Consider the following 14,546-nt stretch of genomic DNA (forward strand, 5'->3'; position numbering starts at 1 on the left):
TAAACGGAAGAATCTCATAGAAATGAGCTGCAACAAGTACCCGAGCAGCATAGTATAGTAGCTTGCATACTGAACAGAAGAGAAAGATTATTGTTATTAGTACATAGTCGATGGTCCATAGTCCATGGAAAAGAAAAAAAATGGCGCTAACCATGGACCAAGCACCCCAAACTTGCAAAAAATGAACATAGAAATAATTTCTGGAAGTCCCAGAACAAATAGCGTAACACACAGGCTGGCATTGTTCTTACAAAAACACCTTACAGCCACTACACAGCACCAGGTAAATATTATTGATGTGCGCGACTGGAAATTACCGCTACTTGAGAAAGTATTTAATTCGGTAGAAAATACACCAGAAGCCTTCAAACCACTGGCAGAACGAATGTTTGCCGCAGATGCTTTTATACTGGTAACACCGGAATACAATGGCAGTTATTCGCCGGCATTACAGAACCTGATGGATCATTTCCCTAAGCAGAGCCATAAGCCATTTGGACTGGTTACCGCATCAACCGGTGCAATGGGGGGGATGAGGGCGAGTCAGCAATTATTGCTGCTGGTACCGGCTTTATTTGGTATTACATCACCATATATGCTGGTAACACCCTTTGTAGATAAAAAATTCAATGAAAACGGTGATTTGATAGATGAATCTTTTAGTAAGTCTATCGACCTGTTTACCAATGAGTTCCTTTGGTTGGCCGAAACCCTGAGACCGGAAATGAGCACATTGTACAATTAACTTTATAAAACGTGGCGGAGTTGTTAACTTCGCCACTTCTTTTTAAAATATATCATGAGCGACGAGATCAAACACGAATGTGGGCTCGCCTATATTCGACTCCGGAAACCTTTCTCTTATTATCTGCAAAAGCATGGAACGGTAACCTACGGCCTGAACAAGCTGTACCTGCTGATGGAAAAACAGCATAACCGTGGCCAGGATGGTGCGGGTATCGCCGCTGTGAAACTGAATACCGAGCCAGGAAACCCCTTTCTCTATCGCTTAAGAAGCAGTGCGCCACAACCCATCGCCGATATTTTCTTTAAAATAGGCCAGGAGATTCAGGAACTGGAGAAATACCAGGCCGACATCAAACAACATCCTGGTTTAATGAAAGGCCACCTGCCTTTTATGGGAGAACTGTTGCTTGGCCACCTGCGTTATGGTACACAGGGTAAGAATAATATTGAATTCTGTCACCCTTTTATCAAACGCGACCTCATGCCGGGTAAAAACCTGGCGCTGGCAGGTAATTTCAACCTGGTAAATACCGATGAATTGTTCGACCTCATTAATATGAGTCCTGGTGATTTCCAGAAACAAAGTGACCTGGCTGCCATGATGGAAGTATTACATCATTTTCTGGCTAAGGAAGATGAGTTACGTCCGAATGCGGCAGAATTAAAAGCTGTTTTACAAAAAGCCACGCCTTTATTCGATGGAGGATATACCATTGGAGGTTTATTGGGTAACGGATCGAGTTTTGTTATGAGAGATGCGCATGGTATTCGTCCGGCTTATTATTATATCAATGATGAAGTAATTGTAGCGGCCAGTGAGCGTGCTGCCATCAGAACTACTTTTAATGTGGGTGAGAATGAAGTGATGGAGCTGATGCCGGGTATGGCCATTATTGTAGACGATAAGGGCAATTATGCGATAGAAAAAATACTGGAACCACAGGAAAGAAGGGCATGTAGTTTTGAACGCATTTATTTCTCCCGTGGCAGCGATGAAAAAATATACCGCGAAAGAATTGCGCTGGGTCATCACCTGAGCCAGACGGTGCTGGAACGTATTAACCACGATTTAAAAAATACCATCTTCTCCTATATACCCAATACCGCCGAAGTAGCATTTTATGGGTTGGTAAAAGGAATGGAGCAATACCTCAATAAAATAAAGGTAGAGCGTATACTTAGCTGGGGCAACGATTTTACGCCCGATAAGCTGGAAGAAATGGTGAACCGGAAAATTCGCCAGGAGAAGATAGCCATCAAAGACGTAAAGCTCCGCACATTCATAACTGAGGATGCCAACCGTAACGAAATGGTACAGCACGTATACGACGTAACCTATGGTACCGTACGTGCGGGTGAAGATACACTGGTGGTGATAGACGACAGTATTGTACGAGGTACTACCCTGAAGGAAAGTATTGTGCGCATGCTGGCTAGGCTGAAGCCCAAAAAAATAATCGTGGTATCATCTGCACCGCAGATCCGCTATCCGGATTGTTATGGTATAGACATGAGTAAACTGGGCGATTTTATTGCTTTCCGTGCCGCCATTGCTTTACTGAAAGAAAAGAATATGGAACATGTACTTACCGAAGTACATGAGAAAATAAAAGAGCTGGCACGTAATGGTCAGTTACATACCGAGAACGTGGTTCGCCAGGTATACAAGCCATTTACGCCTGAAGAGATCTCAGAGAAAATTGCACAGCTCATTACACCGGCTGAAATAGATACACCGGTAGAAGTCATTTACCAAACCATTGAAGACCTGCACCACAGCTGCCCCACCAATACCGGCGACTGGTATTTTACCGGTAATTACCCAACACCGGGCGGTAATAAAGTGGTGAATAAAGCATTTTTGAATTTTATTGAAGGAAAGAATGTGAGGGGGTATTGATACAAATTGATTTTACTGATAGAACGCAAAGCATCTTATGAAGAATAGGGTGCTTTTGTTTTTTGGTAAGTAATGTGTTATTGAAAATTGGGTAGAATATTGAGTTTCAATTGTATTTATATATTGTATATATGTGAGTGGTTGTGTATATTTATGAATTGTATGCAAGCTTATGGACACACTTCAAAAGATTAAAGAAAACGAAAAAATGGATATTTCTCTAAACGGTGGAATTCTTATAATTGGTTCTCTTCTTTGGGACAACGACGAACAGAGAAAAAATTGGCGTAATAACTCTTTAGCGGTTGACAAACAAATTTTAGTTCCAGCACCAATTCGCTATGGTAGGGTTTCATCGGAAAGAAGTTGTACGTTTTCTATGGTTTTTTCAAACGACTGTAACGAAGACAGCCAAATAGGACAAGCAGTATTTGTTCCCTTTAAGAACAATCCAATAGACTTTAAAAAATTGGAAGGACAAACTGCAGAGCTAATAAAATCAGAACGTAAAAAAACAATTATTGACAATGACAAATTTAATTGGGGTTGGGGTACACTGACAATTTCGGTAAACCCTAAAATTCTAATTGAAACTTCAGAGAAATTTAATCAAGCAAAATTGATGTTGTCCTATTGGAGCAAAAAATACAGTAATGGCTTTAATCCAGACGAATATAAGATTGGACAGGAATTGCCAGTACTTAATAAACAAGGTTTACTAAATTTCAATTGGACAGACAAACTAAATGACTTTGATTTTATTATAGCGACAGCTACCAAGCCAGAACGAAAACAATATCCAACACCCCAAAAGATAGCTGACAGAATAATTGTAAATGAATATCCTGACTATTTTTGTAACAATGTAAAGTCAGGTATTTCAACATTTCAGGATAAAGAAGTTTTTGAGGCACTGAGAACTAGGTAAATCCTGCATATAACATTGCATTGACAATAGGGCTGATAGTGTAAACTTAACATTTGTAATTCAACTGGGAATTTGTGCAAATGATTGGATTGAGTTTTCCAAATTCTCAACCATCAGCAATATGTAAACCTTTATACGCAATGCTGATGACATCAAAAGTTCCAACCTATCATGATGAAAAATATGAACTCTATAATTAAAATAGCCATTGCAATTTTTATTCTTTGGGCCGGTTCAGGTCTTGCGATATTTTATATCTTTAAAGAACCTACCGAGCGAGGAACTTTTGGCGATATGTTCGGTGCAATAAATGCACTTTTTTCTGGAATAGCATTTTTGGGGATTGCATACACCTTTATATTGCAACAAAAAGAAATTGAAGATTCAAAGTACCGGTTTAAATTAGAATTTCTCCTAAATCTACTTTCATCTCAAGTAAACACATTTAACTCAGCGCTTCGAGAATTTAAATTCGACAATAACCTAGATGAAATTTGGAAAAAACCAAACTTTGTTGATTTTAATGCAGCCGTTGATTTTTATGATACGATAAAGGACTCGGATAAGAGTATTGAAATTTTCACAAATAATAATAGAGATCGAATTATTCAAACGGTAACTTTTATATCTGACTCAATTGATTTCATTAAATATTTACTTTCTAAAGAAGAACTTTTAGATGAGGATCAAAATGTTTTAAAAAGAGTTTTTACAAGAAATATTAACCGAAATATTTTAAAGTTCCTTTCTATCGCATTAAATGACTTAAAATCAAGAAAGGCAAAAGTATCAACAGCTGATCCAGAGTTAAAGTCGTTGAGCGAATCACTTGATAAAATATCGGGTGAAAGACTAGCAAGTATTTTGATTTTTTTGGACTATAAAACTCAATGACTGAGTAAAACATGGGGTTTGCTGCTATGCTGGCGATCGAATAAATTCTCATCTGTTTGTTCGCTAATCAGGTTCGGTTTTGGCAGACGAATAACGCCGAGCGGTAGAATAAACAATAAGCTTTTGTATCTTTAATCAGCAGCAGTTCCGGGCTGGACGTTCAATGAATGCCGCCACATCGCCAATGCTTCAACGTTGTATTTCATTTTAAAACGACCCTTCACTTATGAACAGATTATTAAACATCGGTTTTATTTCGGTAGGACACTGGACACTTAATAACGAAGCAATTAAATACAATTTGACTTCACACCACACGACAACAAATGTTCTTTATAGTTTTATTTCTAATGGCGACATCAAATATATTGGCAAAACCAAAATGCAGTTGTCGCAAAGAATGTATGGCTATCAAAACCCAGGTCCTTCGCAGACAACAAACATTAGAGTAAATACAGCAATTAAAAATTTACTTGACAACGACCAGCCAGTTGACATTTTCATTTTAACCGACAATGGACTTTTAAGGTATGGCGACTTTAGAATTAATCTTGCAGCAGGACTTGAAGACACGTTGATTTATGAGATAAATCCTGACTGGAATTTATCTGGACTAAATCTAATTCCAATTGACACAGAAAGTGAAAAGCCAGAGCTTTCAAAAGAGCCAAAACCAACTACCGCACTCATTCCTGTTTTATCGACTATTAATATTTTACTTGGACAGGCTTATTACAATCAAGGCTTCTTCAATGTTGGACGAGAATATTCGGAAATGTTTGGGGCTGACAATGCTACTATTGACATACAACTTGGCTCAAGTGGCGACACAACAATTCAAGGTTACATCAATCGGACAGCAAATAAAAACGGAACACCAAGAATAATGGGTGGCAAAGAACTTCGGAACTGGATTAAAAATAATTTTACACCTAACGACACAATGAAGGTTGACATTATTTCGCCAATTGCAGTTCGTTTATCTTGACACGAAGAAAAACGAACACACAACATTGGGTTTTATGCAAGTTGGGCGTGACCAGCAAACATCAACAAATTGCAAATCCTGGCTTTGGTTAGGGCTGGACAAACAACTTTCAACTTTAGTTCTTAAATTCAACTTTATATTTTCAATCAGCAGCGGTTGTGGGCAGACGGAATACTAATTCCCAGCCTGCATAAAGCCCTGTCCGTTACCGGCAATATTACGAGACACCCTAAATTTACAAGCAAACAGGACAAATGACATTTGAAGAATTTAAAAGACAGCTTGACAAATCGACACAGGAGGATGAAGTAAGAGGTATTTACGCTACTTATTTTAAGATTAAGTATAACACGTCACACAGAAACGACTTATATACACCTCAAGTTCTTTTTGAATTTAAAGCAGATAAGAACTTTCACAACTTAAAAGCCCTTGCGACAATTCTTGCTCAATCGCTCTATTACATTAGACGACTGAAATATATTGAGGTTGAAAAGGCAATTCCATTTTTTATTTGCATTGCCGACAAAAACGAAGCTACAATTACGGAAACTCGTAAGTGGACAACTTACTATACCAACGACGCTTACGATTGGGAAAGACCAGCAAGCAAGCCTGACCCGAAACTTGTTGACCATTTGGTAAAAGAACCAGAAACAGGGAAACTTCATGTTTATTCTATTACTAAAAAACAAGAGCAGGAAGCATTTAAGAAAAATCTGGACAATGCTTTAAATCCACAAATGATATTGGATTTTGGTGATAAGAAGGTAATCAATGAAGAAAATTTTGAAGCCGTTTTTGAACATTGGAAATCTGTTATTGGACCTTACATCGTAAATGGCTACAAACCATCATTTTATTTTCTTGCCAATATCCAGCGAGATAAAGTAATTATAGATAAAGATAATAGCCGTGTAGTTTTCACATTTGAAGATAAAAACTCAAAAACACAAAAAGTCCTGATGAAGGACTACGACTATTTTTGGAGTGTTTATGATTATGTAGAAAAGGCTGAAACCATAAATGGCATTCACGCAAAGCTAGACCGACTTACAGACGAAAGCCAAAGAAGGTTTGAAGGTGAGTTTTATACGCCTTTGCGTTTTGGACAAAAGGCTGTTCATTATTGGAACGAAGTTCTTGGAAAAAATTGGTACAAATCAGGTAAGTTCAGAATTTGGGATATGGCTGCTGGAACGGGTAACCTTGAATATCATTTGCCTGCCGAAGCATACAAGTATCTGTATATGTCCACGCTTCATGGAAGCGAAGCAGACCATTTGAAAAAAGTTTTTCCAAACGCCACTTGTTTTCAATACGATTACCTGAATGACGATGTAGAATACGTTTTTAACAAAGGCAACTTGCCATTTGAACCTAATTGGAAATTACCAAAAAAACTAAGAGACGAATTAGCAGACCCGAATATTACGTGGGTTGTCTACATTAACCCACCATTTGCTACAGCACAAGTTGGCGGGGCAACAGGAGAAAGCAAAAAAGGTGTAAGTAAAACTAAAGTTGAACTTGCAATGGATAAAGAAGATGCAGGGCATGTAAAAAGAGAGTTGTTTGCTCAATTTATGTTTCGCATTGCTCACGAACTTCCTAAGAAATCTTACTTAGGAATGTTTTCCAAATTGAAGTATTTAAATGCCCCAGACAGCATCGAATATAGGGATAAGTTTTTTAATTTCAAATACGAGAAAGGATTTCTATTTAAGTCAACAACTTTTCATGGTGTAAAAGGAAAATATCCAATCGGTTTTTTGATTTGGAACTTGTCAAGTCCAAGCCAAAAGAAATCCGTTGAAATTGACATTTCAAATGAAGAAGCTCAAACCATTGGAGTTAAACATTTGCAGCTAATTGAAAAGAAAGATGTTTTAAACAATTGGTTTCCTCGACCTCAAAATTCTAACGAGTACATCTTACCACCTTTGAGTAATGGCATAACTGTAAGAGATGACAACACAGATACAAGACACCGTGCAAGACCTGATTTTTTAGCTTCTATTTGTAGTAAAGGCAACGACTTTCAAAATAATAGCTACGTTTCTATTCTTTCATCGCCAAGTGTAAGTGCTGGTGCTTTTACAGTAAACAAAGAGAATTTTGAAAAAGCATTGACACTTCATGCAGTAAGAAAAATCCCAAAACAAACTTGGTTGAATGACAGAAATCAATTTCTAATTCCACGTAACGCGCCTACACAAGAGTTTTTAAGTGACTGTGTAGTTTGGAGTTTGTTCGCTAATTCTAACGAAACAACAGCGTTAAAGAATGTTCAATATTTGGGAAACACTTACCAAATAAAAAACAACTTCTTTCCTTTTCGACTTCAAGAAATAAAAAAATGGGAAATTAAAGACACCGACTTTAAACTGCAAATCATAAACGATCAAAATCGGTTTGTTGCGGATTGGCTTTCAAAAAACAACTTGTCGGATGAAGCAAACCAGGTGATTGAAAAAGCAAAAGAAGTTTACAAAATCTTTTACGCTAACCTAAACCAAATGGCAACCAACAAATGGAAAATTGACACTTGGGATGCAGGTTGGTATCAAATCAGACGTTGTTTGACCGAACACAATTTAGCTACAGACGAAATAAAAGAACTAAGCAAGACAAACGAATCACTTGCCAAAAAGATTTTACCGCAAATAGAAGAATTTGGCTTCTTAGACAAAGACGAGGTTTATGAAGACATCTAAAAATACTGCCGGTAACATGGCATTGGCAATATGGCGGGGCGACGAATATATTCTCAGCTTTTTGTTCACTATTCAGCTTCGATTTCAGCAGACGAATAACGCCGAGGCAACAGAATAAACAATGAGCTTTTGTATCTTTAATCAGCAGCGGCACCGGGCAGACGGAACACAGAATATCGCCACATCGCCAATGCTTTAACGTCGCAGAAATATCAAAACTCATATGAAAAAATATAATCGAAATCTTGGTTGTATAGAATGTGATTCGATAATAGACATTAGAGTATTTAATTATTCACTAGAAAATTATAGTCACCCACTGTGCCGAAAATGTCAGATTTGGTTCAATGATATTTTAGAATATACTAGCGTGACAGACAATGCAATTGAATTATATTTTGCTCTAAAGGATCGAGGAGTACCAGCAAAACTTGAGAAGTCAGATGGATTCAAATCGATTGATATCGCAGTTCCACATGCAAAGGTGAATATTGAAGTAGATGGTATGCATCATGCTTATAATGGACTGCAAGCCATGTCTGACTTAAAGCGAACTTTATACTCATTTAAAAAAGGGTATTCGACATTGCGTATTCCAAACTCGCTTGCTGAATACGATTTAGAGCAAACTGCAGATTTAATAACAGACTACCTGACTGAGAGTAGGCGTCAAAATAGAAAGCGGTATTTCTAATAATTCGAGTGATATCAGTTTTTTACTAAAGCTCCCCAACAGAATATCCCCCTCACCCTATTGCAATCCTCATCATCTTTTGTATCTTAACCTACGCGAAGACACCCCAACTGGCAGATCACAGACAACACCTCTTCGCAACAACCCCTAGCGAAAGCAACATCCCTTAGTAGTATTTATTTTTCGTTCATTCACCTAAAACGCAGCAACATGAAAAACCTGTTTCCTTATGTGTTGGTTTTTGTGATGGTAATCAGTTGCCATCAAACAAATGAAAAAGAAAATGCGCAAACAGCTATTGGAAAAAAGAATGTAATAGGCTGTACATCGCCAACCACAGATAAAGCCTGGTATTCAGCAGGCACCAAAGCCCCTAAGCTAAATGGACTCGCGGGCATTGATTTTAAAATTACTACCAGCAACAGGGAAGCACAGTATTATTTCAACCAGGGACTCATGTTGTCGTATGGCTTTAACCATGCAGAAGCGGCCCGGTCATTTTTTGAAGCCACAAGGCTCGACTCAACCTGTGCCATGGCATACTGGGGTTTTGCTTATGTACTGGGCCCCAACTACAATGCCGGTATGGAAGACGATAATTACCAGAGAGCATATGAAGCAACCCAAAAAGCCCTGTTGCATGCTGTTAATAGTACCGACAAAGAAAAAGCGCTTATTCAGGCACTCACTTATCGTTATGCACCGCAGCCACCCAAAGACCGCAGTCAGCTCGATGTGGCCTATTCCAGCGCCATGAAAAGAGTTTATGAAAAATACAGCACAGACCCGGATATCAGCGCGCTTTATGCAGAATCGCTGATGGATATGCATCCCTGGGATATGTACGATAAAAAAACAAAAGAACCGCGACCCTGGGCGCAGGAAATTGTAGCTGTGCTGGAAAAATTAATCAAACAATATCCCAAACATCCCGGTGCACCTCATTTTTACATCCATGCTGTAGAAGCTTCGAAAACGCCTGAGCGTGGACTTGCAGCTGCCAACCTGCTGATGAGTCTGGTACCAGGCTCCGGACACCTGGTGCATATGCCCTCACATATTTACATCTGGACAGGCGACTACCACCTGGGTGTGCTATCCAATATAGCAGCAGTAAAAACAGATAGTACATATGTAACCACCTGTCATGCACAAGGCGCATACCCACTTGCTTATTATCCGCACAATTACCACTATTTAGCAGCTATGGCCATGTTCGAAGGAAATGCAAAACTGGCCTGGGAGGCCGCAAAACAAGTGCAGGAAAAAACGGCTAAAGATGTGATGCTGCAGCCGGGCTGGGGAACGCTTCAGCATTATTATACCATTCCCTGGTATGTAGGGGTAAAACTGGGTATGTGGGATTCACTACTTGCCATAAAACCATTGGAAAACGAGTTGGTATACCCAAGGGCGATACTGCACTATGCCAAAGGAATGGCTTATTTGGGAAAGAAGGATTTGACAAAAGCAGTAAAGGAGCTATCTCAATTAAATGAATTGGCTAAAAACCCTGTGTTAAAAGAACTGACCATCTGGGACATTAACAACATGCATGATATTGTGCAAATAGCACAAAACCTGCTCACCGCAGAAATTTACCGAAGCAAAAAAGAATATGAAAAAGCAATTGTCGCTTTCCGCAAAGCCATTGCTTTTGAGGACAACCTGAATTATAACGAACCACCCGATTGGTTTTTCTCAGTACGCCACCACCTGGGTACGGCTTTGCTGCAGGCGGGAAACTATGCAGCAGCTGAAAAAATATACCTGGAAGATTTGAGCACCTGGAAAGAAAATGGCTGGGCACTGATTGGTTTGCAGCAGGCACTTCAACAGCAGGGTAAAACAGCCGAGGCACAGCTTGTGCAAAGTCGCTTTGAAAAAGCATGGAGGTACGCCGACATTAAAATAAACGCGTCTTTTGGCCTATAATAATGTTACAAAGGAGAAGGGAGATAAGCATGAATTGGATGTTGTTGCTGACAAAGCACCTAAACACCCGATTCAATTTTTACTACCATGCGAAAAGCAGGTAACAATTAGACCTATCAATACACCAGCTCCGCAATTGCTGGTATAAACAACCAATTACAAGTACCTGTTGCCGAACCAGTTAAAACCAAATATTTTGCAACCGAAATTACCGTTGCTGGTCTAATAAAGAAATATGCGCAAAGAAGGCGATCATTTTTCTGATAAACTTATGGTAACCAATATCCTGAATGGTAACATACAGGGTTTTGTGCTTGTGGTAAAGCATACGGAAAAACTGGTAACCCAGATAGTGCGTAAGATGGTAAGCAATGAAGAAGCACAAAAAGACCTGGTACAGGAAATATACCTGAAAGCCTACCAAAAACTGCCATCCTTTCAATTCAAATCCAAACTATCAACCTGGGTGGCAAGTATTGCATACCATACCACCATCAACCACCTTCAAAAGAAAAAGATTCCCATCATAGAACTGGAAACACCCATGGAAAACCAGTTCGTTGAAACCGAAACGCCGGAGCTGACTGCCATTAAAACAGAAACGCTGGCCATGCTGCATACAGCCATTGAACAACTGCCACCCCTGTATAAAACACTGATCATACTGTACCACCTTGAAGCATTGCCCAATAAAGAAATAGCCGCCATTACCAATTTGCCCGAAGGAACCATCAAAAGTTACCTGCACAGGGCAAGAAAAATACTGAAAGACAAGATCAATCAACAAGCAAAAAATAAGTAATCATGGAAAACAGCCATTTAACAGACGACATGTTGCAGGCATACTTATTAAAAGAGATAGCGGATGATCGCATATCCGAACACCTGGCCCAATGCCCCAACTGCCACGAAAAACTGCACCAATACCAGCTGTTGATCGAAGGCGTGCAGCAAATGCAAGCCGAAACCTTTGCTTTCGACCTCACCACATTGGCCATGCAAAAGATTGCGCTTTATGAACAGCAAAAAGAGAAAAAACAAAACATTGTTTATTGGGGTCTATTGGTTTTGCTGGTAACCGGCATTGCTGCTTTTTCCATTCCATACCTACCCGATATACTAACCATGTTAGCCTTAAAACCCATGTTCACAGCACTATTGGTAATAGGTACCGGCATAGCTGTTTTCCTATTTTTATTGGCCGATATAACCCGGCAATACAAATCGAAAATGAAAAAAATATTCCACCATAATTTGCAACCGACACTTTAATGTGCTGTCTAATTAAAGTATCATTCAAAATCAAATCAATCATGAAAAAAATAGCTTCAATTATACTCATTCCACTGGCCACAGTGCCGGTATTCGCACAGCACAATCCAACCACAGCTGATACATCAAACGCTGTGAAGCATGCATCCACAGATCCTGTAAGTTCCATCCTGCTACCTGTGTTGTTTATTGCCTTTCTGGTATTCATACTCACCTCACTGGTGAAATATTTTTTAGAATACCGGTTGAAAAACAAACTGATCGACCGGGGCATGGCCGAACAACTATCAGCCTATTTATTAAACAAAAACGACCAGGAAAAACAGCAGGAAATCGTTAAAATGGCGATACTGTTTTGTGGCATAGGTGCAGGGTTGGCACTAACCTATCTAACAGCACCCGTTGACATTCATTCCCTCGCTATCATGGCATTTAGCATTGGACTGAGTTACCTGGCGTATTTCTTCTACCTGCGTAAATAACAAAGGCCAAACCCATTCACCCATTTCCGGCAAACCCCAAAAATGCTCAATGTCCTGGGCCTGGTAAACCATTGCCTGCACATCAGCAGCAAGGGTTATACACACGAATCTTAAAAACAGCAAACATGAAATATATAGGCATATGTATCGCCATTTTAGTAGCGCAAATAAGTATTGCACAGACAAAACAGGCTACAGCTTTCACAAAAAATACAGCAACAGCTGTGGATGCTATTTTCAACAAAGCATACCCGGTAAACGGGCCAGGAGCAACAGTGCTGATTGCCAAAGACGACAAAATTATGTATCGAAAAGCCTTTGGTAAATCGAACCTGGAATTGAACACACCCATGAAACCAGAAACAGTAATGCAACTGGCATCTATTACCAAACAGTTTACCAGTGTAGCTATTTTGATGTTAATGGAACAGGGAAAGCTAAGCCTGCAAGACAGCTTATCGAAATACATAACAGACTATCCAAGGGGAAACGAAATAACCATTCACCATTTGCTGAATCATGTATCAGGTATAAAAAGCTATACCAACCTGCCAGCATTCAGCACCAAAACCCGGCTTGACCTCAGCCCGGAAGAAATCATTAACACAGTTAAAAACCTGCCATTGGACTTTAACCCCAATGAACAATATGCATACAGCAATTCGGGGTATTTGCTTTTAGGATATATCATAGAACAAGTAACTGGGTTGAGTTATGCAGCGTTTATCCAGCAAAATATATTCGACAAACTCGGCATGAAGCACTCTTATTATGCGGATAGTTATAGCATAATTCCGAACAGGGCAAATGGTTACCTGTTGTACGAAGGCAAATACGAAAACGCTGAATACATGAGTCCAACAATTCCATATGCTGCAGGATCATTAATGTCTACAATCGATGATCTGTTTTTATGGAGTAAAGCCATACACCATAATAAACTTATTTCGGCAAAAACCAGGCAACTGGCTTTTACCAACTATGCATTAAACAATGGGAAACACAACAATTATGGATACGGCTGGGAGATCAATGAAATAGCAGGAACCAGCACCATAGAACACCCGGGTGGAATCAATGGTTTTACTACATCTGGTATTTATGTACCGGAACAAAACATGTATGCCATTGTATTAAGCAACCTCGATGATGGTAAGGGTCCGGCAACCTATAATATAAAAGCGGTAGCGGCACTTTTAGGAAAGCCCATAACCGAACAACCCGCTGCAGCCATTTCGGAACAGGCATTGCAAAAATGGGTGGGAGCTTATCAGTTTGAAGATGTGGTACGCTTTATCAGTTACGAAAAAGGGGCGCTTTACAGCACGCGTGAGGGCGGCTGCCCACTCAAATTGGTGCCACTGGCAGCTGATGCATATAAGTTTGAAAACAGTTTCGCTACCTATCAGTTTGCTGTAAGCGATGGAAAAAAGCGAGTGCTTTATGCAGACCGGATTGCCAAAAGCAGGGGTGTTGAAACAGATAAACAACCATTGACAGCACAGGAAGCCATACAATTGACACCAGCACAACTTGCAAGGTATACAGGTGTGTATGAATTGGCACCCTCATTCCAGGTAAGCATTGAAATACAAAACGGCCGCCTGATGGCCACCGCAACCGGACAGCCGCCAGTTGAACTTTTTGCAGCAAGCGAGCAGGCGTTTTTTATTAAAGAAATAGGCGCCCAGGTGCTGTTTCACATTAATACCGACGGAACAGTACAAAGCCTTGTATTTGCTCAGGGTGGAAACAAGATGGAAGGAAAGAAAGTGAAGTAGGCGAAATCACCAGGCATTAACCCGCAGCGACTCCATTCATACGTCATTTTAGCCGTTTTACAGGAACCATCTAAGCACCTGCTTCGATGCATTGTTTACAATAAACCATATACTTAGCTTATTTAAACCCGTTAAAACACCTATTTAACCACCTCCTTTAAAGAGCGGGCTTATATCGGGGTTATATCCGGCTTATATCGGGCTTATA

Annotated in this window: 13 protein-coding genes; all 13 read left to right on the top strand. The window is 39.7% G+C overall.

Features of this window, described 5'->3' with window-relative positions; translation table 11 throughout:
- Positions 1–181: 181 nt before the first annotated feature.
- The 13 genes from ACH30E_RS02770 (at position 182) to ACH30E_RS02830 (ending at position 14,338) form a co-directional block, all read left to right on the top strand.
- The gene (locus tag ACH30E_RS02770) at positions 182–745 is read left to right on the top strand and encodes an NADPH-dependent FMN reductase (protein ID WP_490823575.1); all 564 of its coding nucleotides are present in this window, start codon (positions 182–184) and stop codon (positions 743–745) included.
- A gap of 54 nt (positions 746–799) precedes the next feature.
- The gene (locus tag ACH30E_RS02775; protein WP_490823576.1) at positions 800–2,647 is read left to right on the top strand and encodes an amidophosphoribosyltransferase; all 1,848 of its coding nucleotides are present in this window, start codon (positions 800–802) and stop codon (positions 2,645–2,647) included.
- A gap of 172 nt (positions 2,648–2,819) precedes the next feature.
- Positions 2,820–3,575 carry a hypothetical protein gene (locus ACH30E_RS02780; protein WP_490823577.1) on the top strand — a complete coding sequence of 252 codons (756 nt, stop codon included), beginning with the start codon at positions 2,820–2,822 and terminating at the stop codon, positions 3,573–3,575.
- Positions 3,576–3,746: 171 nt separating this feature from the next.
- Positions 3,747–4,469 (top strand): hypothetical protein, encoded by a 723-nt coding sequence (locus ACH30E_RS02785; RefSeq protein WP_490838977.1) that lies wholly within the window; start codon positions 3,747–3,749, stop codon positions 4,467–4,469.
- Between the two features lie 226 nt (positions 4,470–4,695).
- Positions 4,696–5,457, top strand: coding sequence for a GIY-YIG nuclease family protein (locus ACH30E_RS02790; protein WP_490823579.1), 762 nt, complete (start codon positions 4,696–4,698; stop codon positions 5,455–5,457).
- Between the two features lie 254 nt (positions 5,458–5,711).
- A complete protein-coding gene (locus tag ACH30E_RS02795) occupies positions 5,712–8,174 on the top strand; it encodes a hypothetical protein (protein ID WP_490823580.1) in 2,463 nt (820 codons plus the stop codon).
- Positions 8,161–8,292, top strand: coding sequence for a hypothetical protein (locus tag ACH30E_RS02800; RefSeq protein ID WP_490823581.1), 132 nt, complete (start codon positions 8,161–8,163; stop codon positions 8,290–8,292). Before ACH30E_RS02795 ends, ACH30E_RS02800 begins: the two co-directional genes overlap by 14 nt.
- 105 nt (positions 8,293–8,397) lie before the next feature.
- Positions 8,398–8,868: a DUF559 domain-containing protein gene (locus tag ACH30E_RS02805; protein ID WP_490823582.1), complete on the top strand. Its 471-nt coding sequence runs from the start codon at positions 8,398–8,400 to the stop codon at positions 8,866–8,868.
- A 210-nt stretch (positions 8,869–9,078) separates the two neighbouring features.
- On the top strand, positions 9,079–10,803 hold the full coding sequence (locus tag ACH30E_RS02810; protein ID WP_490823583.1) for a tetratricopeptide repeat protein: 1,725 nt from the start codon (positions 9,079–9,081) through the stop codon (positions 10,801–10,803).
- 235 nt (positions 10,804–11,038) lie between these two features.
- Positions 11,039–11,605, top strand: a complete 567-nt coding sequence (locus ACH30E_RS02815) for an RNA polymerase sigma factor (protein ID WP_490823584.1) — start codon at positions 11,039–11,041, stop codon at positions 11,603–11,605.
- 2 nt (positions 11,606–11,607) lie between these two features.
- Positions 11,608–12,075 carry an anti-sigma factor family protein gene (locus tag ACH30E_RS02820; protein WP_490823585.1) on the top strand — a complete coding sequence of 156 codons (468 nt, stop codon included), beginning with the start codon at positions 11,608–11,610 and terminating at the stop codon, positions 12,073–12,075.
- A 41-nt stretch (positions 12,076–12,116) separates the two neighbouring features.
- Complete coding sequence (locus tag ACH30E_RS02825; RefSeq protein WP_490823586.1) at positions 12,117–12,557, top strand: DUF6249 domain-containing protein; 441 nt, start codon at positions 12,117–12,119, stop codon at positions 12,555–12,557.
- Between the two features lie 125 nt (positions 12,558–12,682).
- Positions 12,683–14,338: a serine hydrolase gene (locus ACH30E_RS02830; protein ID WP_490823587.1), complete on the top strand. Its 1,656-nt coding sequence runs from the start codon at positions 12,683–12,685 to the stop codon at positions 14,336–14,338.
- Positions 14,339–14,546 lie beyond the last annotated feature (208 nt).

Source organism: Sediminibacterium sp. FW305-C-61 (assembly GCF_058231065.1).